At 31.5% G+C, this 21,129-nt stretch carries 16 protein-coding genes; all 16 read left to right on the top strand.

What is annotated here, in order from left to right:
* The first annotated feature begins 78 nt into the window (after nucleotides 1-78).
* On the top strand, nucleotides 79-3,000 hold the full coding sequence (locus I592_RS10360) for an LTA synthase family protein (RefSeq protein ID WP_167540789.1): 2,922 nt from the start codon (nucleotides 79-81) through the stop codon (nucleotides 2,998-3,000).
* 506 nt (nucleotides 3,001-3,506) lie between these two features.
* The gene (locus tag I592_RS10355) at nucleotides 3,507-4,481 is read left to right on the top strand and encodes an acyltransferase family protein (protein ID WP_244265166.1); all 975 of its coding nucleotides are present in this window, start codon (nucleotides 3,507-3,509) and stop codon (nucleotides 4,479-4,481) included.
* A gap of 301 nt (nucleotides 4,482-4,782) precedes the next feature.
* Nucleotides 4,783-6,174: a sugar transferase gene (locus I592_RS10350; protein WP_010780261.1), complete on the top strand. Its 1,392-nt coding sequence runs from the start codon at nucleotides 4,783-4,785 to the stop codon at nucleotides 6,172-6,174.
* 15 nt (nucleotides 6,175-6,189) lie between these two features.
* Entirely contained in the window at nucleotides 6,190-7,014 is an 825-nt protein-coding gene (locus I592_RS10345) for a glycosyltransferase (RefSeq protein WP_010780262.1), read from the top strand.
* Entirely contained in the window at nucleotides 6,992-7,981 is a 990-nt protein-coding gene (locus I592_RS10340) for a glycosyltransferase family 2 protein (RefSeq protein WP_010780263.1), read from the top strand. The genes I592_RS10345 and I592_RS10340 overlap by 23 nt, the downstream gene beginning before the upstream one ends.
* Nucleotides 7,982-7,995: 14 nt before the next feature.
* On the top strand, nucleotides 7,996-8,697 hold the full coding sequence (locus I592_RS10335; RefSeq protein ID WP_010780264.1) for an IspD/TarI family cytidylyltransferase: 702 nt from the start codon (nucleotides 7,996-7,998) through the stop codon (nucleotides 8,695-8,697).
* Nucleotides 8,698-8,711: 14 nt separating this feature from the next.
* Nucleotides 8,712-9,764, top strand: a complete 1,053-nt coding sequence (locus tag I592_RS10330; protein ID WP_010780265.1) for an NAD-dependent epimerase/dehydratase family protein — start codon at nucleotides 8,712-8,714, stop codon at nucleotides 9,762-9,764.
* A complete protein-coding gene (locus I592_RS10325; RefSeq protein ID WP_010780266.1) occupies nucleotides 9,765-11,198 on the top strand; it encodes an O-antigen ligase family protein in 1,434 nt (477 codons plus the stop codon).
* 15 nt (nucleotides 11,199-11,213) lie between these two features.
* Nucleotides 11,214-12,410, top strand: coding sequence for a CDP-glycerol glycerophosphotransferase family protein (locus I592_RS10320; protein WP_010780267.1), 1,197 nt, complete (start codon nucleotides 11,214-11,216; stop codon nucleotides 12,408-12,410).
* Between the two features lie 26 nt (nucleotides 12,411-12,436).
* Entirely contained in the window at nucleotides 12,437-13,318 is an 882-nt protein-coding gene (locus I592_RS10315) for a capsular polysaccharide synthesis protein (protein ID WP_010780268.1), read from the top strand.
* 1 nt (nucleotide 13,319) lies between these two features.
* Complete coding sequence (locus I592_RS10310) at nucleotides 13,320-14,765, top strand: oligosaccharide flippase family protein (protein ID WP_010780269.1); 1,446 nt, start codon at nucleotides 13,320-13,322, stop codon at nucleotides 14,763-14,765.
* Between the two features lie 15 nt (nucleotides 14,766-14,780).
* A complete protein-coding gene (locus I592_RS10305) occupies nucleotides 14,781-15,731 on the top strand; it encodes an NAD-dependent epimerase/dehydratase family protein (protein ID WP_010780270.1) in 951 nt (316 codons plus the stop codon).
* A 175-nt stretch (nucleotides 15,732-15,906) separates the two neighbouring features.
* Complete coding sequence (locus I592_RS10300; protein ID WP_010780271.1) at nucleotides 15,907-16,857, top strand: glycosyltransferase family 2 protein; 951 nt, start codon at nucleotides 15,907-15,909, stop codon at nucleotides 16,855-16,857.
* Nucleotides 16,823-18,604 (top strand): DUF6020 family protein, encoded by a 1,782-nt coding sequence (locus tag I592_RS10295; RefSeq protein ID WP_010780272.1) that lies wholly within the window; start codon nucleotides 16,823-16,825, stop codon nucleotides 18,602-18,604. Before I592_RS10300 ends, I592_RS10295 begins: the two co-directional genes overlap by 35 nt.
* A 683-nt stretch (nucleotides 18,605-19,287) precedes the next feature.
* Nucleotides 19,288-20,430 carry an endolytic transglycosylase MltG gene (gene mltG, locus I592_RS10290; RefSeq protein WP_044926532.1) on the top strand — a complete coding sequence of 381 codons (1,143 nt, stop codon included), beginning with the start codon at nucleotides 19,288-19,290 and terminating at the stop codon, nucleotides 20,428-20,430.
* Nucleotides 20,431-20,525: 95 nt separating this feature from the next.
* Nucleotides 20,526-21,005 (top strand): transcription elongation factor GreA, encoded by a 480-nt coding sequence (gene greA, locus I592_RS10285; protein WP_010780274.1) that lies wholly within the window; start codon nucleotides 20,526-20,528, stop codon nucleotides 21,003-21,005.
* Nucleotides 21,006-21,129: the final 124 nt, after the last annotated feature.

Raw genomic sequence — 21,129 nt, 5'->3', positions numbered from 1 at the left:
GTTAAGAGGGGGTAAAAAGTGGAAACTAAAAAAAAAAATAAATACAGTGTTTTAACAATTGTCTTTGCGACTTTATTTATGATTATGAATCATGTGCTGACTTCGATTACAGTAATTCCTGAATATGCACAAAACCCTAAAAGGTTTTATATCTATAATATTTTATTGGGACTTACTGCAATCGGAGGGAATCTTTTAGCGTTGTATCTGGGCTATCATTCAGAGAAATTAAAAGGTAAGAAACCATTGCAAACATTACCTGGTTTCTATTTGATTTATGTTGTCCTTACATTTACGATTAACATCGTTTGTAAATCGTTCAACTTAAGTGATTATTGGAAAATTTTCTTTCCTATTAGTCAAAACATGTTTGGATTTGCTGTGTCTTTTATGCTTGTTTTTCTACTCAGCCCCATTGCCGTGACTAATTTAAATAGATTTTCTAGTTCTCAAATAAAGAATATGTTTATCCTCTTTTCAATTCTTTTTGTTATTTGTCCAACGTTGTTTGGAAAAGATATATTTGGTTTTTCAGAAGGAAAAGGCGTTTTGTGGATTGCTTACCTATTTTTGGTTGGGTATGTGATCCAACGTTACGAAATTGTAGGTAAGTATCCAAATACTTTCTTAAAAATGATCAGTAGCGGACTTTTCATAGTTTTCTTATTATTTTTAATGACTAAAGTCTCCTTTCTTGTTCATCATGACGTAAGCACTGCAAATAGGTTTAGTGTACCTTGGTCATTATTCTCAATGTATTTTTCTATAAATTGTTTTATTTTTTTTCAAACGTTGGATAAAAAAATTGGCTTAATCAAACTTGAATTTAGAAGTATATCTAATTATGTGGTAATTTCACAGATACTAATCATATGGCCGTCAATAACCAATTCTATCTCTGGTAAATATAAAGAAGCATTTCCAGAGTCAGCGTTAGATTGGATTACGAGGATCATACTTATAGTTTCCATCTACTTATTTCTTTCTATATTAATTTTATTACTCACACTCTTGATTTCTAGATTGTCACTTTTAAAAAAAATGGAAAGCTATACAGTTATTTACAATGGATATCAATTGGTTGAGTGTTTAACTCAAATTATGTATTGGATATATGAACGACGAAAAATAATTTATACAGGATTATTCTTTTATTTTTTTACTGCTATGCAGATGGTATTATTTTCAGAAGAAAAATCAATACTGTTGATGCTCAAAGAATTACTATCTATTTTTGTACTACGTCAACCACAACTAGTTTTAAATCTAATTATCGTCATGCTCTTATTTCTACTAATTTTTCTAATAACCAAACGCTTTTGGTATGCATTTAGCATTATTTTGACAATGGAGCTTCTTATAACCATCTCAAATATATTAAAAATCGAGTTTAGAAGAGAGCCAATTCTACCGTCTGATTTAGTATTTCTTTCTAATTTTGATGAGATACTGAGTATGGTGAGTCCAATAATTCTTATAGTTACTTTAATAACTTTATCCATATTAGCAACTTCGACGTTGTTAATACAACGCCGTGCAGGTAAAACATACAATCTCAAAATTGATAATAAAAAAAGGTTTATTGGTATTTTTGTGATTAGCACTGCCTTATTTGGATTATTATGGGTGAATCAGCCTAATTCACCTGCTAATGTTTTTTTTCGTTTATTTAGAATTAACCGCATGTATTACAATCAAAAATGGGGTGCCTCGGTAAACGGACCAATCATTCAGTTTGTAAATAACATTGTTGGAAAGTCAATGATTGAACCAGCAAGTTATTCAGAAGATAATATAGAAAAGATTATAAACAAATATAATATTAGGGCACAGAAAATTAATGAAAGCAGAGAAGAATGGGCAAAAAATCAAACTGTAATTTTTGTATTAAGTGAGAGCTTTAGTGATCCTTCAAGGTTACCAAACATTACTTTGAAAAATGATCCTGTACCATTCATTAGAGAGCTTTCTGATCGAACAACTTCGGGCTTAATGTTGTCATCGGCGTACGGTGGGGGTACTGCAAACGTAGAATGGCAAGCGCTTACGGGACTAGACTTAAGTAATTTAGAAGCAACTTTGCCAAGTCCCTATACCCAATTAGTAATTAAACAAGATATAGCACCAACTATTGTGAATCTTTTTGATAGCGCAGTAGCAATACACCCATATTTAGGTTCGTTCTATAATCGTATTGACGTTTTCGAAAAATTTGGATTTAATAGTTTCCATTACCTTGAAAGCACTGATGGATTGAAATATACTGAAAAAATTGGGAAAAATCCCTATGTATCAGATGAATCAGCTTATAAAGAAACTTTAGATGTAATTAACGGTAGTGAAAATGAAACTCAATTCATCCAACTAACTACAATGCAAAATCACACACTCTATAATGACTATTACAACGAAAATAATTTTGATTTTAGTGGAGCGGCTGTACCAGAGGCTAATAAATCTAGTATGAGGACATATCTTAAAGGATTGAATTATTCAGATATTGCTTTAAAGAATTTTATTACAGAGCTTGACAAAATTGAGAAACCTATCACTTTAGTATGGTACGGGGATCATTTTCCTGGTATCTATGATTCAAAAGAAATTAAAAAGAACCCATTAATTTACAGAGAAACGGATTATTTCGCTTACAATAATTCATTTATTCAAAATCAGCAGTATAATGATACTTACAAGCTGGTTTCTCCATATGCATTTCCTGCTATAGCTCTTGAACAAGCAAATCTAAAAGTAACTCCCTTCTATGCGCTGTTAACTGAAGTTATTAAAACTCTTCCTGCTACAACGAATGATCCGGGTTCAAGTGAGAAGGGCAAAGATAACAAAAAGAAAATATTTGTTAACAATAAAAATATGATATCTAATGGTACCAATCTTTCGCAAGACCAAAAAGAGTTATTAAATGATTACTTGTTAATTCAATATGATTTAGTTGCTGGAAATCAGTACTCTGCAAAGTGGACTTCTCAAAAGAGCAATTGATCTATAAAATGTAAAAGTCACCTTAATTATTGCAAAAAATCGTTTAACTTGAAGAACTGAAATTCAACTAGTTCTTTAATATGAAATTTTTCTTATGTATTTAAATGCTTATATTGGTTTGATTGCAAATGATTCTGTGCATTGTCAAAATTAACATATAAGGAGAAGGCAAATATCTACAACTCTGACAGCTTAGTGAAATGAGCGATCTGACTGATACATAATGTTGAGAATATTTAAAATATATTCTAGAATAAATTCAAGGAATAGTCACTCAGTTATTTACTTTAAAATATTGCGTGTTACCTGTTAAATTTTCTTGCAGAAGTTAAGTACCAATAGTTTGCTTTAGATATGCAACACGAGTTGTGTGTTGCATATTTTTAGGTTGAAGATAGATACTAATATTAACTTCTACTTTTTGCTACAATATAGGTATAAGGAAAAGGGGGACTGAAATGGATTTCATTTTTTTGATTATTGTTTTTTTTATCATATCAACGATCGTGAAAAATTCAGATTACCAAAATCATAATTTATCAGTTGAAACTACAACTAATCTGCAAATAATTGCTGTTTTTTTTGTGATTCTACATCATTTATCTCAAATTCTTAAAGATTATCCTGACTCTTTTTTGTCTTCTAGGTTGATAATTGCTGGTAGGTTAGCTGTGGGCTTATTCTTTTTTGTCTCAGGTTACGGAATGATAAAGCAATTTAGAAAGAAAGGAAAAACTTATTTAGACAGTTTTTTTAAAAAAAAGAGCATTAGTATATTCATGCCATTTTTACTAGCGATGATTGTTTACTTTATCTATCGAAACTTGATTGGAAAATTAAACGTCCTCACAGCAATGTATTCCCTAATAAATGGAAATCCATTTGTTGGAAATGGATGGTTTACTATAATGATCCTATACTTGTACTTAGCCTTTTTTATTAGTGCCTATTTAGGAAAGAAAAACTATTTACTATTATTTTCGATTCTTATTTTTAATGTTGTAATAGTGGTTTTGATAGCTAGTTTCCTGAATTACGGAGAATGGTGGACAAATGCTGTTTTTTGTTTTCCTTTAGGAGTAATTTGGGGATCAAAAGAAGATGAAATAACCAATATTTGTTTTAAAAATTACAAGATGTCCCTTGGGATTTTAGCAGTATTATTCAGCATGTTTTTGTATATGGATGAAATTTTTTATCATCCAATTATTCGAGCGCTTTCAGTTTTACTTTTTTCCGCATTAGTAATCCTTTTTAGCTATCGAATAACATTTAAGAGTACAATCTATAATCTGTTAAAACCATTCTCTTTTGAATTATATTTGTATCAAGGTTTATTCATTCAATTATTCAGAAGTGACAAAATTTTTATTGGGAATCGCCTGCTTTATGCATTTTCAATTATTGTATCAACTACGATTCTTGCTTTATTAATGCATCGATTTGCTTCATTGATAAAAAACATTACAATCACTAAATAGTATTTATCGATTTCAACTAACAAGATAAAGATGCTGGTTTCTTAACAGCAGAAATGATGCTCATCATATTAAATTCTTTTTGGTGAAAATTCTGTTGATAGTTTTAAAAATATTATAGTTTTTAAATGATGAAGAGAACTAGATTTTGATGAATCAAATATCGGCAAAAGCGATCAAATAAGAGAATTTGATCGCTTTTATTGTTTTTATCTTTTTTATTACATTTTTACGAATACTACTCTTTTTATAGCCTGTATGGTAAGATGTGTAATGGATTATTTTGTGGATTAGGAGTGTTTGTATGAATAAAAATGGCGAATGGAGCGCCGCACGTCGACTATTTATTATTTTGATGGACGTGATCGTTTATAATGTCTCCATCTACTTTAGTTTTTTGCTAAAATTTGGTGGAGAAATTCCAGTAAGAAACTTTCAAACGTTTGAAAGTTCTGCATTGTTTATTTCTCTTTTCTTTATTATATTGAATGTTTTACTAGGTGCTTATGTTTTCTATAATCGTATTGTGAGTGACATTGTCTTTGTAACAGTTATTGGCCAATTTCTTATGTCATTAGGGATTATGATCATTACCTTTGCGGGGCGGTGGTTTGCTTTTCCGAGAACTGTGATCTTGATTTCTTTTCTTTTAGGAACGATATTATTGATCATTTATCGTACGATTATCTATAAAGCGTATATGAAGCTAAGTTCAGATAAGAAAATTACTATCTTGGGATTCGAGAAGGATGTCGCACCGGCAATTCAAAATTTTGGCTCACAAAAAAACAATAAACATAAAGTGCAATCTATCGTGATAGATCATTTTTATGAGAATTTGGTTGAAATTATTGACGATGTAGATATCGTTTATCTAGCTTCGGATATTGAAGAATTAGAGAAGCTGAAAGTCTATCAGTTAGTCACTAAAAAAGAAAAGAAGCTATTCTTAAATACGACGTTTGAAAATTTAGTGACGATCAATCCTAACATCATGAACTTTGAAGATGAAAGCATCATTGAATCATCTGGCTTTAGAATCCCTTCTGAAGATGCGATGTTTAAGCGTATTTTTGATATTTTAGTTTCACTGATTTTACTAGTAATAGCCTCTCCATTCATGTTGGTTACTGCAATTTTAGTTAAAGTAACATCGCCTGGTCCAATTATTTATAAGCAAATACGAATTACTCAAGATCAAAGAGAATTTCCAATCTACAAATTTCGGTCAATGAGCGCGACGGCTGAATCAAAATCGGGTCCTGTTTTAGCTAAAAGTAACGATGCTCGGGTAACTCCGGTGGGCAAATTTATTCGTGCAGTACGTTTCGATGAATTACCTCAGTTGATCAATGTTCTTAAAGGGGATATGTCCATTGTCGGGCCTCGGCCGGAACGCCCATTTTTTGTGGAGCAATTTAATAAAGAGAATCCTTACTACTATTTACGCCATAACGTTCGTGCAGGAATCACGGGGTACGCTCAGGTTTATGGAAAGTATGCTTCGGACTACAACAGCAAATTAAAATTTGACTTGTTGTATATCAAGAAGTATTCTTTTATGCTGGATTTAAAAATTCTATTACAGACGATTAAGATTCTGTTCGATAAAGTTTCTTCGCAAGGATTAGAAGAAGAGGAAATATGTACATCATTAGATAAAATGGATTTTCCTAGAGAGAAGATCTTTAAATAAAAGGAGTGTTCTTTTTTGAAAAGCGTTGATATTAGTTTACTGATGTCCGTATATATAAAAGAAAAGCCTGAATATTTTAGGCAGTCATTGAAAAGCGCCTTAAATCAAACTGTTAATGTAAATGAAATAGTCCTAATTTTGGACGGGCCAATTACAGATGAGTTACAAGAGGTAATCATTGATTTTAAAAAAGATAATTTAGAAAAGCTAAAAGTTGTTCCTTTAGAAAGTAATGTTGGGTTAGGAAAAGCTTTAGCTGTAGGTGTTGAAGTATGTAAGTATGATTTGATCGCTAGGATGGATACTGATGATATAATGCTTCCAACAAGAATTGAAAAACAATATCTTGAATTTGTTAACGATCCTGAGCTAGCGATTATTGGTTCTAACATTGATGAGTTTTATGAATCACCAGGGAGTATTATCGGTAGAAGAGTAGTACCAGAATCTAATCTAGAAATTCGTAATTTCTCAAAAAAACGAAACCCTTTTAATCATATGACGGTAATGTTTAAGAAAAAGGCAGTATTAGATGTGGGAAATTATCAACCAATGGTGGGATTTGAAGATTACTATCTTTGGGTGAGGTTGCTAAAAGCTGGTTATAAAGGTAAAAATATTCAGGAATCTCTTGTTTATGCAAGAACAGGAGAGAATATGTACGCTCGTCGAGGCGGAAAAAAATACTTTTTAGATGGTTTGAAAGGTAGAAAAGCTATTTATCATTCTGGGTTAGGCTCTATTACAGATTTTCTAATTTCTTGTTCTGCACATATCGTAATTAGTCTTTTACCTAATAAAATTAGAGGACGAATATATGAAAGTAAGCTTAGAAAATAAAGTGAAGCTCTCTATAGTGATTCCAGTTTATAATGTTGAAACCACATTGGAAAGAGCTGTTAAGAGTTTGTTTGATAATAAATTTGGAAATATAGAAGTGTTACTTATTGATGATGGTTCAACTGATAACAGTGGTCAAATCTGTGAATCGCTGTCGAAAAAGTCAGAAAAAATCTATTGCTATCACAAGAAAAATGGAGGCTTATCCTCCGCGAGAAATTATGGATTAAAAAAAGCCACGGGTAATCTCATAGCTTTTTTAGATAGCGATGATTACTATTTGCCAGGCTGTATAGATGCGGTTATAAACGATTTTCAAGAACATAAACCCGATATAATTTGCTTTGGTTTAAAAAAAGGAAAAACTGAAGAAGACTCTGTTAGCTTGTCACACGAAGAATATATAGGATGTAGTAACATAGAAGCTATCAAGTTACTTTTTAAAAGTAAAGCAATTGATTTTTACGCTTGGAATAAAGTTTTTAAAAAAGAAATTATTGGTAACATTGAATTTCCAGAGGGGAAATTGTATGAAGATATGGTACCTATCTACAATGCATTCAAAATAGCGAAATCCGTGGATGTTCTAAATTTTTTAGGAATCTTCTATTTTCAAAATATAAATAGTATTGTGTATCAAAATTTCAATCCTAAACAATATGATAATATTATCCAAAGGGAAATTTTACTGGAAAATATAAAAGTAGATTTTCCTGAATTTTTAGATCTTGCCATGTCTAGATTAGTAGATGGATACCTATCTACAGGATTTAAAATAGGTCTTTCAAATAAAGAAAATACTGATCAAAAAAAGTATTATGAAATTTCAAAATTAGAAATCAAAAAATTGCTAATAGACATCAGGGGAAATAACGAGATTCCTATTACAAAAAAAATAGCATTACATTTATACCTAATTAATTCAAGCCTATACTCTATTTTATATAAGCAAATTTTAAGAAAATAAGGGAGTTGAATAGTATGATAACTGCAGTGATTATTGCCGGCGGAGTTGGTAAACGAATGGGTCAATCAATACCTAAACAATTTATTATGATAAATAATAAGCCAATTATCATTTATACTTTGGAGTCTTTTGAGCATCATCCATTAGTAGATAGAATTTTAGTTGTTTGTAAATCGGGATGGGAAGATACTCTTCAAGGATATATCAATGAGTTTGGTCTAAAAAAAGTTAAATGGATAATCGAGGGTGGGAGCATCGGTCAGGAGTCTATAAATAAAGGAGTTCAATTTTTAGATGAATTTTCTGAAGCAAATGATACAATTATTATACATGATGGAATTAGACCTTTAGTAGATGAGATAGTTTTATCAGATGTAATTGTTAAATGTCAAGAGTATGGAAATGCTGTAACTTCTTTACCATATAATGAGCAGATTTTTATCAAAGATACGGAAACAACTACCACCTCGTATATCGATAGAAATACTATTAGAAGAGTCTCAACTCCACAAGCATATAAATATGAAACTTTATTGTCTTCTTATAATCGAGCTATCGAAGAAAATATAGGTATGACTGATTCTTCCTATACTAATACAATGATGGTTGAATTAGGTGAAACACTATATTTTGCTGCAGGATCTGATAAAAATATTAAATTAACCACTACTGATGATTTAGAACTCTTTAAAGCTTATCTTAAAATGAATGATTAGGAGTTGAATTAAAATTGTTTCAATCCAATAAAGATTACACAAATGATATTTCAATAGTCTCTGAAGATTTTGCCAATTTGAATATAAGAAATAAGCGCTTTTTAATTTTTGGTGCCTCAGGATTGATTGGTCGTTTTCTAATAGATGTGTTAATGTATGCTAATAAAAAATACGACTTAAATAATATTGTGATTGGTGTGGGGCGAAATAGAGAAAAATTAGTAAAAATTTTTTCTAACTACGTTTTTGAAAATTCTTTTAGTATTTTAGAAATGGATATTAATCAAGAAATTTCAGACAAGATAACATGTGATTATATTTTACAAGCTGCAAGTAACACACATCCTAAACTATACGCTACAGATCCAGTTGGAACTATTACTACTAATATTATTGGTACTCAAAATATTTTAGAGTTTGCTCGAAAGAAAAAAGTTGAAAGAACAATTTTCTTCTCCAGCGTTGAAATATATGGAGAAAATAGGCAAGATGTTAAATATTTTGATGAAAGTTACATGGGATATATAGACTGCAATACTTTAAGAGCTGGATACAGTGAAGCCAAAAGAACTAGCGAGGCTTTGTGTCAAGCTTATATCTCGAAACATAATCTTGATATTGTTATCGCTAGAATTAGTCGAGTATTCGGTCCTACAGTTGATAGAGGGGATTCAAAGGCCTCAACTCAATTTATTTTTAATGGTGTAAACAATCAGAATGTCATTCTTAAAAGTAAAGGTGATCAGTTATTTTCATATAGCTATGTTGCTGATGTTGCGTCTGCATTATTGATGTTGATAGTAAAAGGAATCAGGGGTGAGGCCTATAATATTAAAGGTCTTAACGGCGATGTGACTCTGAAACAATTTGCTGAAAGTATTGCGTCCTACTCGAAAACAAAGGTTATATTTGAATTACCTGATGAGTTAGAAAAAAAGGGCTTTTCGACTGCTACTTTAGCTTTATTAGATGATAAAAAAATTAGAAGTCTCGGCTGGACGCCTAAATTCGACTTTAACGAGTCTTTAGAAAAGACAGTTATGATATTGAAAGAGGAGCTTTTTTAAATGGTTGTAGATACTAAGATTCAGTCATATATTGAACGATTTCGTTCATTCTATATTATTTATTTCGGGACGATTTTAATTTTGAAAGAATTTGGGCCATATGATTTCATACCCAAAATTTTAAATACAATTCTTGTTGTACCTGCTGGATTAGTTGGTGTACTTTTCATAGCATATGACTTATTTCAAATGCTTAAGGCAAGAAAATTTACATACAATATCCTCTTATTCCTATTTTTGATCATTATGGGAATCTCGAGTTTAATAAACTATCATTATGGTTTGAGTTCAAATATCAAGATTTTACTAAATGAAAGCATATATTTACTTGTAATATATGAATTTAGTCATTATAAGGATTCTTCTAAACGGATAATTGAATTGTTCGCTAAAATTCTAATTGCAATTTGGTTTTTATTAGTAACTATCTCAAATATCATGTTTGTTTTTCAGATTCAATACAGTATTAAATTACCAAATAGATTTCATCCTTTAAGACTTGGATTTTTAGAGAATAGACTTTTTGGGGTATTTTCAGACCCAAACTTTGCTTCAACAATCTGTTTAGTATCAATAATATTTTCATTTATGTTTTTATTCCAAAAACAAATAAAAGGTAAGATTCTAAGGATTTTCCTTTATGTAAATAGTTTTTTTTGCCTAAGTTTCATTTTGTTATCTGGCTCTAGAACTGGTTTAGTTGAAACATTGGCAGTTGTTTTTATTGCTGGATTTACTATAGTAAATCAATATTTAGTAAAAAAAGGGAAATCTATACCTTTAAGTTTATTGTTAAGTATTATATTTAGTATGACTGTTACAGGAATATTCTTTGTTTTTTTGAATATTTTAAAACAAGGACTGACTTTAATTCCGGATTTTATTTATGGTTTGAGAACAGAAACGACTAAGAAAAGTATTAATGCCAGCAATAAAGAAAAAGCAGTTAATTTGACTAGAAACGATGTATCAGATTCTGATGATTTATCAAATGGGCGTTTTGGGATTTGGAAAGCAGGATTTTTAATGTTTAAACAAAACTTTCTGTTTGGTGTGGGACCATCACGTGAAGGTATTGTGAGCTACGCTAAAGCATTTCTTCCTGAATCATATGTTGCTAAGACAGGGCTCTCACTTCATAGTTTTATAGTTCATACGCTTGCTGGAACAGGTATCATGGGCTTTATTACATTTTTTTCTTTCTATGTGACTAAAATTTTTGCAGCTATAAAGTCTGTTTTATTAGATAGAGATCTTTATAAGACAGTCTATTTTTATGACATTCTAATCATTGCAGCAATTAGCATCAATGCTGTTTTGTCATCAGAAATCATTTTGGTTAATAAGATTGGAGCTTTCATCTTCTGGTTATTATTGGGTCAATTGGTTCATCAATATTTTCCTAAAAAGAGGCCTAAGCATAGATTTACATAAGAAAGAAGTGTTTTTTTGGAATTAAAACTGAAATTAATTAGAACAGTCTTTTTAAGGATTTTTGATTATTCAATTTTCTATTTATGCTACCCTATTTTTATCTTTTTTCCTGTCAAAAAAAATAAAATAGTTGTGTCTAATTTTTGGGGAAAATCGTATGGAGAAAATCCAAAATATATTGTTAATTATTTACTGGAAAATTTTTCTAATTTAGATATAGTTTGGTTGTGTAAGACAGAAGTTATAGAGAATAAGCGAACTGAATTTCCAAGTGAGGTCCGTTTAATTGAGAATAATTCTTTTAAAGCATTATTAGAACTGCATACTGCAAAAATTTGGATTGATAATTGTCGAAAAAATTTTCATCCTAAGAAACGAAAAAACCAATTTTATATTCAAACCTGGCACGCGGGGTTTGGATTAAAGAGAATTGAACATGATATCGAGAGTTCTCTTAGTAAAAGATATGTAAGAATAGCAAAAAAAGATTCCCAAATGTGTGATTTGTTAGTTTTTGAACATTCAAGCCTATTTAGAAATTTACAGTATACATTTTGGTATTCGGGAGAATTTTATAGAAATGGAATTCCCAAGAACGACATTATTGTAAAAAATGATCTTTCAGTGATTGAAAAAGTCTATAGCTACTATGAAATTGATAAACAGAAAAAAATTTTACTATATGCTCCTACTTTTAGAGAGGATGGCAGCCTTAAAATTCAACCAGAAGTTCTAAAAAATATAAAAGAGACATCCGAGGCTAAGTTCAAAAATGAGATTATTATTTTGTTAAGGCTTCACCCTAATGACGTTAAGAAACACGCACCCTTAATTAACGAATTGACACAAATAGATTATATAATAAACGCAAATGACTATCCGGATACTCAAGAGTTATTGTGCGCATTAGAAATTTTAATTACCGATTATTCGTCTATTTTTGGAGAGATGTTAGTTTCGAAGAAGAAGTGTTTTTTATATGCTTACGATTATGATGAGTATATGAAAAGTCGTGGATTAGTGTTAGATTTAGAAGACTTACCATTCCCCGTTTCAAAAAATAGCAATCAGCTTATTCAACAAATTAGAACTTTCGATGAGCAAGATTATTTTACTTCAATTGAAAGATTCAATAAGAGGCTTGGAATTTTTGAATCAGGTATGGCTAGTAAAGAACTTGGTGATCGAATTATTATGGAAATGGACAATTAAAATTTTATAAGATAGGTTTGAAAATAATGGAATTAGCAAAACTAATTGAGAAAATAGCTCTCGGTACAATTGTATATCGTCCCAGACTTAAATACTCTAAATCTTTGGATGCAGATAGGCGAGCTTATAATGCATATAATTATTTAGTTAGAAGATACAAGCCTCAATATAAAAAAGAAGAAATGGAAATTAGTAATTATGTTTGGATTTGTTGGTTACAAGGTATCGAACAATCACCTGAATTAGTACGTACTTGTCTTCATTCTGTTAAAGAAAATTGCGAAGACAAAGATATTATTTTTCTGGATGAAAAAAATCTAGATAATTTTCTTCATCTTCCGGATTATATTATGAAAAAGTGGAAAAAAGGGATCATTTCAAATGCACAATTTTCAGATATTGTTCGTGCGGACTTACTATCTAATTATGGAGGTATTTGGATTGATGCGACGGTCTTATTAACAGGGCCTATAGAAAAGCATATTACTGATGCGGATTTATTTGCATTCAGGACTACTTTTAATGATAGTCAAGAGAGCCCCATTTTAATATCAAGTTGGTTTTTATCAGCAAAAAAAAATAACCCAGTTATTACTGAAACAAGGAGGTTACTTTTGGATTACTGGAAAGACCACAATATTTTAGTTAATTATTATCTTTTTCATATCTTCTTTAGTATAGTTGTAAGATGTTACAAGAGCGAGTGGAAAAAAGTACCCTTGCAAACCAACGGAAATTCGCATCTTCTTCAATTTCAGTTAAATGAGATGTACGAAGAAAATGAATTTTTACATTTATGTGAACTGACTAATATTCATAAGTTAACTTATAAAGAAGTTCAATATAGCTCAGGAACATATAGTGATTTTCTTGTAAAATCGTTCAACGGTTTAGGAGATGAAGAGTAATATGAAAAATATTGCAAAGAATTTTTTCTCAAATGCATTTTATCAAGTGTTCTCTATTATTTTCCCATTGCTAACAATGCCTTATATTGCTCGAATTCTCGGAGCAGAAAAGATTGGTATTTATAACTACACTTATTCTATTGCAATTTATTTTGCTCTAGTAGTCAAGTTAGGAGTAGACCATTATGGAAATCGATCTATAGCTAAGGTCGGAGAGAATATTGAAAAGCGAAGCATACTGTTTTTCGAAATTTTTGGGATACAATTGCTTAGTGGAATTTTATGTATAATTCTTTACTTTGTATATGTTTCCAATTTTGCTCGACAGTATCAAGATATTGCTTTACTTCAAGTATTTCTCATTGTTAGCTATATGTTAGATATAAACTGGTTTTTTTATGGAATTCAGCAATTTAATATTGTTATCGTTAGAAATATTTTGGTCAAGTTGTCAACTTTAATATTTATATTTCTTCTTGTTAAAAATCAGAGCGACCTTTGGATATATACTTTAATCATGAATGGAAGTGCGATTGTAGGCTTCTTGATTACTTGGTTTCAAATAAAAAATTATATTTTTTATAAAAAAATTAAGTTATCAGATGTAGCTAAACATTTTAAACCCTCTGCTATCTTATTCATTCCTATTGTCTCCGCAACCATATACACTAGTTTCACTTCAGTTTTCTTAGGAAATCTAAGTAGCATAAAAGACGTAGGATTTTATAATGCAGGTAGTCAAGTTTTGTCAATGCCTAAGGGAATAATAGCGGCGTTAGGAACAGTAATGCTACCTCAGATGGCAGCGATCTATGAAAAAAAGGACTCAAAAGATCAAGCTACAAAATATCTTAATTACTCTATAATTTTTGCGTTGTTTCTCTCAATAGCATTTGCTTTTGGTATTTTAGGTATTTCAAAAGACTTTATCCCATTATTTTATGGGAGAGACTTCAGTGCAAGTATATTAGTTCTTAATGGTTTGGCTTTGTATTTGCCATTCTATGCACTTGGAAATGTAATCAGGACCCAATATCTGATTCCACAATCCAAAGATAGGCCGTTTGTAGTGTCTGTTTTGCTAGGTGCCATAACCAGTATCATTGTTAACTTATTGTTAGTTAAACCTTTAGGCCTACTAGGTGCTACTGTAGCGACTTTTTTATCAGAAAGTGTGCTTGCAATTTATCAAATATATGCGGCTCGAAAAGAAATATCTTTTAAAATATTTGTCAGTCCATTTGTTGTATTTTTTGTATCAGGGATAGCAATGATGATTATGCTAAATAGTCTACCATTGGAAGCATTGTCAATATTTTTTAGACTTATAATAAAGATAGGTATAGGGATAATTTTCTATTTAGCCATAACTCTATTTTACTTTAGATATTCTAAAAATGAGATTATTCAGAGTTCAAGAAAATGGATTTTAAAAAGAGTTAAATAAAAGGGGGACTGTTTGTTGCATAACTATTTAATCACAGGCGGTGCCGGATTCATCGGCTCCACATTAGCGAATCATTTATCGAAAGAAAATTCAGTTACTGTAGTTGATGATTTATCTATGGGAAAAGAGGAGAACCTAATTAAAGGGGAAAACCTTACATTCATTAATGGATCTGTAACAGATGGCGAATTAATGGCAGATATCCTCTCAAATGATACGTTTGATTACATCTTTCATTTAGCGGCGATTGCTAGCGTTGCTGATTCAGTTGAGCGCCCAGTAGAAACACACCAGATTAACTTTGAAAGTGTTCTAATGTTGTTGGAATTCGTTCGAAAATATCAAAAAAATTTGAAGCGATTGGTTTTTAGTTCTTCAGCTGCAGTATATGGCGATGAACCAACGCTGCCAAAAAAAGAAGAATCGGTCATTCGTCCCTTAACACCGTATGCAGTCGATAAGTTCGCTGCGGAGCAGTATGTTTTGGATTATTATCGTCTATATGGCGTTAATACTAGTGCAGTGCGTTTCTTTAATGTTTACGGGCCCAATCAGAATCCCGAATCTCCTTATAGCGGTGTAATCTCAATTTTGGTTGATCGCTATAAGAAAATGCAACTTGGAGAGAATGCGCCGTTCACATTATTTGGTGACGGTTCTCAATCTCGTGACTTTGTATTTGTTGAAGATGTTGTCCAAGCGTTATTACTTGTCGCAAATAAAGAGGAAGCTCTAGGCAAGCAGTTTAATGTTGGAACAGGTGACGCGATTACTTTGAATGACTTGATTGAAGTCATTGATGAGGCATTAGGAATTGAGTTGACTGTGAAACATGAAGCTGAGAGGGACGGCGACATCAGAGACTCTGTTGCTGATATTTCTAGATTGAACGGATTAGGATATAAACCGTGCTTCAGTGTAAAAGAAGGCATGAAAAAATATTTAGTATCAGAAAAATTGGTTTAAATTAGAGACATTAACTAGAGAAATTTAAGTTAATGTCTTTTTGATGTCTTAAAATATTCAGTTAAATTTAGATTCCATTTTTAATTTATTTTTGGAAGGAATGGAAAAGCAGTAGAAAAAATTTTTCAACTCTTGTATTCTTGTATTAGTATTTATTTTTAAGGAGATTAGTGAAATGGAAAACAAAATAGCAGTACTGCTCCCATGTTACAATGAAGAAATGACAATAAAAAAGGTAATTAATGATTTTCAGAGAGAATTACCTGATGCGGACATTTATGTATACGATAATAATTCAACAGATGATACTTATCTAGTTGCAAAGGAGGAAGGTGCAATTGTACGGAGAGAACCTAGACAAGGTAAAGGGAATGTGATTCGTCAAATGTTCTTTGATATTGAAGCTGATTTTTATTTAATGGTGGATGGTGATGACACTTATCCTGCGGAATCATGCCATGAATTAATAAAAGCATTAGAGGAAAAACGTGCGGATATGGTTATTGGAGACAGACTCTCAAACGGGACATACTTTAGTGAAAATAAAAGAGCTTTCCATGACTTCGGAAATAACTTAGTCAAGAATTCGATAAATTGGCTTTATAAAGCAAATATAAAAGATGTTATGACAGGATATAGGGGATTTAATAGATTATTTGTAAAAAGCTTTCCCGTTATGAGTAGTGGATTTCAGATTGAAACTGAGTTTACAATCCATGCTTTAGATAAAAGATTCAAGCTAGTCGAAATACCCATAGATTATAGAGATCGTCCAGAAGGGAGCGAATCAAAGTTGGATACGTTCTCTGATGGTATAAAAGTATTGATGACTATCTTTAAAATGTGCAAAGATTATAAGCCGCTTTTCTTTTTTTCAATGTGGTTTGCTTTATTTTTTTTACTAGGATTGGTAGCAGGTATACCAGTAATTAGCGAGTTTATTCGTACGGGATTTATTGCTAAAATACCTTCTGCAATATTAGCTACAGGCCTTATGACATTGTCTTTATTATTGCTTGTAACAGGCTTAATCTTAGATACAGTTGTAACAGATGATAAGAAAAGTTATGAGTTGAATTTATACAAAATTTATGGTGAAAAAAATGTTAAAGATAAAGGGATTTAAGCATGAAGGAGTATTAATCCTACTATTGTCAATACTTACAGCTATTTCTTTTCCTTATATGCTTCCAGTATCAGATATTTCAATTATTAAATCTTCATTTATATGGATTCTTATAGTCATACCTATTTTTTTTTGGTATAGGTTTTCCATTAGAAAAGTAGAGAGAAAAGATTTCTTATTTTGTGTTTTTCCTGCAATACTTTTTTCTGTTTTTCTGAAGACTGGTAGAGATCTTTCTATTTATGGAGAACTTTCATATGGATTTCTAAGTTTATTAAAAAATTTGGTTGCAATCACGGGTATTTTTATTTTGATTTACTCATTATTAATTAGTCTATTAAAATTTAAGCCCCTTAAAACAAAACGGTATTTACTAAACAGACAGTATAATTTTCTTTTTCTATTTATTGTTTTTTTGATTGCATGGCTTCCTATATTATTAATTTTTTGGCCAGGTATTTATACTTATGATTCTGCGATGCAAATATATCAGCTACTAAATAATAGTATCACTGAACATCATCCAGTAATTCATACATTACTTCTTAACATGATAATTCTAGTAGGCAAATTAACTGGAAGCTATTATATTGGTACTATAGTTCAAACAGTTTTTCAAATGCTAATCTGTCTTAGCGTAAATGCATATATCTGTAGTAGACTCTCAAGTTTTAAAATAAATAAACTCTTATATTTTTCAATCATCGTTTACTATGCTTTATTCCCATTGAATATGTTAACGCCAATTTATATTACAAAGGATACTCTGTTCTCTACGTTTTTCTTCCTTTTGATTTTTAAGTTTTGTGAATACTACACATTAGAGAAGAAGGAATTGAGTAAAAATAAAGCAATTGAATTAATTATTATAATCGTCCTAGTGGGACTATTTAGGAATAATGCAATTTATGCTCTATTAGCTACAATTCCATTCTTGCTATTTATTAAAAATAAAAAAGTGCGAAGTAACTTAATTTTTATTTTTGCTTTAGGTAGCTTTTTTACTCTTGTTACTGATCAAGTGTTAGTAGTAATTACTAAAGCACAGCCTGGAATGCAAGGACAAATGTATAGTGTTCCATTACAGCAATTAGCGAGAAGTTATAATAATAATCAAAATTCTTTTACATTAAATGAAAAAAAGGAGCTTTTTAATTATGTTCCTGAAAAAAATATCAAGAATTACAACCCTAGAATATCCGATTACGTTAAAGGGCCGTTTACTTTAAAAAAATCTGGTAATTCAACTGGAGATTTTATCAAGTTATGGTGTAAAGTGGGCATAAAAAATAAAAAAAATTATACTGATGCTTTTTTGATGATGACTCAAGGTTATTGGGATCCAAATTTTCAATTTCCTGATAATTATTATAAAATTCCTATCGTAGAGGTAAACAGCAGAGAATCAGAAATATATGGGGAATTTGACAAAAGCAGTCGTTTTCCTAAAACGAGGCAAAAAATAATTAACGCGTTTTATAAAAATCATTTCTATAAAAATTTTTCCATTCTGTCATTGCTGTTTTCTCCAGGATTTACTGTTTGGATGTATATAATTTTATTCCTTTATTCTAAACATAAAAATTTAAGATCTAGCTACTTCATTTATATATTTTTATCCATGTATTACGGAACTTTGATTTTGGGTCCAGTAGCCTTAGTAAGATATATTTATCCATTTATGCTTTCATTTCCAATTATGCTTGTGTTCGTTCTTGATAGAACTAAAAGTCAAAATAAACTTTAACTATTCAATAAATACATTTCACTCCTCTTTTATTTCATGTATAATGGTTTAAGTTATGACATGAAGTAAGGAGGAGTTGTTTTTTGTCTGAGGATCAAAACCAACACTCAGAAGAAGGATCTTTTAAAGAGCAGATTATGCGGGCTTTAGAAGAGGGCAGAAAAAATCGTGAGACAGCGTCTCCACCAAAAAAAAGCACGAAACCTGAAGCTTCGAAAGCAAAAAAAGATACTCACGATGATGATGATTTGGCTTCATCCTATGAGCGCTTATTTGGCAATAGACAAAATAAGAAAGATACATCTCCCTCTGCGCAGAAGACTGAACCGACTGAGAAAGAAATTAAAAAAGAAGAAACGAAAAATAAAGCAGAAAAAGCTGAAACGACCCCATCAAATAATGAGAAAAAATCAGGGATACGTAAAGCAAGCACCGCTTCATCTCAAAGCATAGTTGATGAAGAAAAAGCGATTGAAAAGAAAGATCAAAAGACAGACCCTTCAAAAAAGGACACAATAACAACTTCAACGAAACATCCAAACTCTAAAAAGAGTTCGACGAAAGTAATTTCATCTATAACGGATAATCCGAAAGTTGAAAAAGAGTTAACACATGATAAAGAGGTTGAAGAAGAACCGTCGATCTTCCATAGAATCGGTGAGAAATTTGATGAACTTCGTCATATGGACGAAGAATTTGAAGGGGACCTAAGTGAGGAGAGCAACTTGAAACGAGCAGAACGTCGCAAAGAGGATCGAGTCGTCCGTAAAATTGTTTATATATTGACGATCGGTATTTTGATCGTTGCCGGGATTTTAGCCATCTCAGGATATAATTACGTGAGCGCTGGCTTAAAACCATTAGATAGAAATGACAAGAAACTAGTACAGGTTGAAGTGCCAAGCGGCTCATCGAATCGCCAAATTGGAGATATCTTAGAAGATGGAGATGTTATCCGAGATGGTATGGTCTTTAACTTCTATACAAAATTTAAGAATTTGACGAATTTCCAAGCGGGCTATTATCAATTTTCACCAAACATGACTTTGGACCAAATTAGTAAAGAGTTGCAGCAAGGCGGAAGCGCAGAACCATTGGATGATGCATCGAAATTGACGGTTCCAGAAGGTTACGATGTTGATAAAATTGCTAGTCTGATAGCTAAGAAGACGGACTTCAAGAAGGAAGACTTCATCAAAGTAATGAAAGATGAGAAATTCTTTGACCAATTGAAGAATCAGTACCCAGAGCTGTTAACAGACGCAGGAAACGCCAAGGATGTACGCTATCGATTAGAGGGATACTTGTTCCCAGCAACCTATAATGTTCACAAAAATAGAAGTCTGGAAGATTTAGTTACTCAAATGGTGGATACAACGAACCAAGTATTGACGCCTTACTATAGTAAGATCAAAGAAAAAGGATTGAATGTACAAGAAGTAATGACGCTGGCTTCCTTAGTTGAAAAAGAAGGGGTTACACAATCCGACCGCAAGAAAATTGCGCAAGTCTTCTTTAACCGGATCGATCAACAGATGCCGTTGCAATCGGATATCTCAATTCTTTATGCATTAGGTGAACACAAAGAAGTAGTTACGATCAAAGATACACAGGTGGATTCACCGTATAACCTATACACGAACGCTGGGTATGGTCCTGGTCCATTTGATAATCCGAGTCAAGAAGCGATCCTTGCTGTTCTTGATCCAACGGAGAATGATTACATTTATTTTGTTGCAGATATTTCGACAGGAAAAGTGTATTATGCGAAAACGTACGAAGAGCATATGGAGCTGGTCGAAAAATATGTGAATAAAGAGAAATAAACAATTTACATTATAGTCATTACGTGGTAATCTTTTGTGGATTAAATCTATAAAAGATTACCTTTCGTAATTTTGTTGATTGAAGGAGAAGAAAAATGGTAGAAAAGACTTATCCTATGACTCTAGAAGGAAAAGAAAAACTAGAGCAGGAATTAGAACAATTGAAAACAGTAAAACGTGGCGAAATCATTGAAAGAATTAAAATCGCTCGAAGCTTTGGCGACTTATCTGAAAACTCTGAGTATGAATCTGCGAAGGATGAACAAGCCTTTGTGGAAGGTCGTATCAATACATTAGAAAATATGATTCGCTTCGCTCAAATCATTGACAATGAAAATGTTGATTCTGATGAAATCTCAATCGGGAAAACGGTGACATTCGTTGAATTGCCGGATGACGAAGAAGAGGAATACACGATTGTTGGGAAAGCGGAAGCTGATCCTTTAACTGGGAAGATCTCAAATGATTCCCCCATTGCTCAAGCGTTAATTGGGAAAGTCGTTGGAGATGTCGTAACGATTGCGACGCCTGGCGGCAATATGCAAGTTAAAATTGTGAATGTAAAACAGAACTAAAAACACGAAAGAGGCGCTGGTCGCCTCTTTTCTTTTACGTTCGGAAGAAAAAAGGTTGCGACCTTAGACCGATAGTATTCAACGTATAAAAAAAGTAGAATAAGGTATAAATTAAAAATAAGTT

This window comes from Enterococcus gilvus ATCC BAA-350 (assembly GCF_000407545.1).
GTDB lineage: Bacteria > Bacillota > Bacilli > Lactobacillales > Enterococcaceae > Enterococcus_A > Enterococcus_A gilvus.
This window is presented reverse-complemented; position numbering and strand designations above follow the sequence as displayed.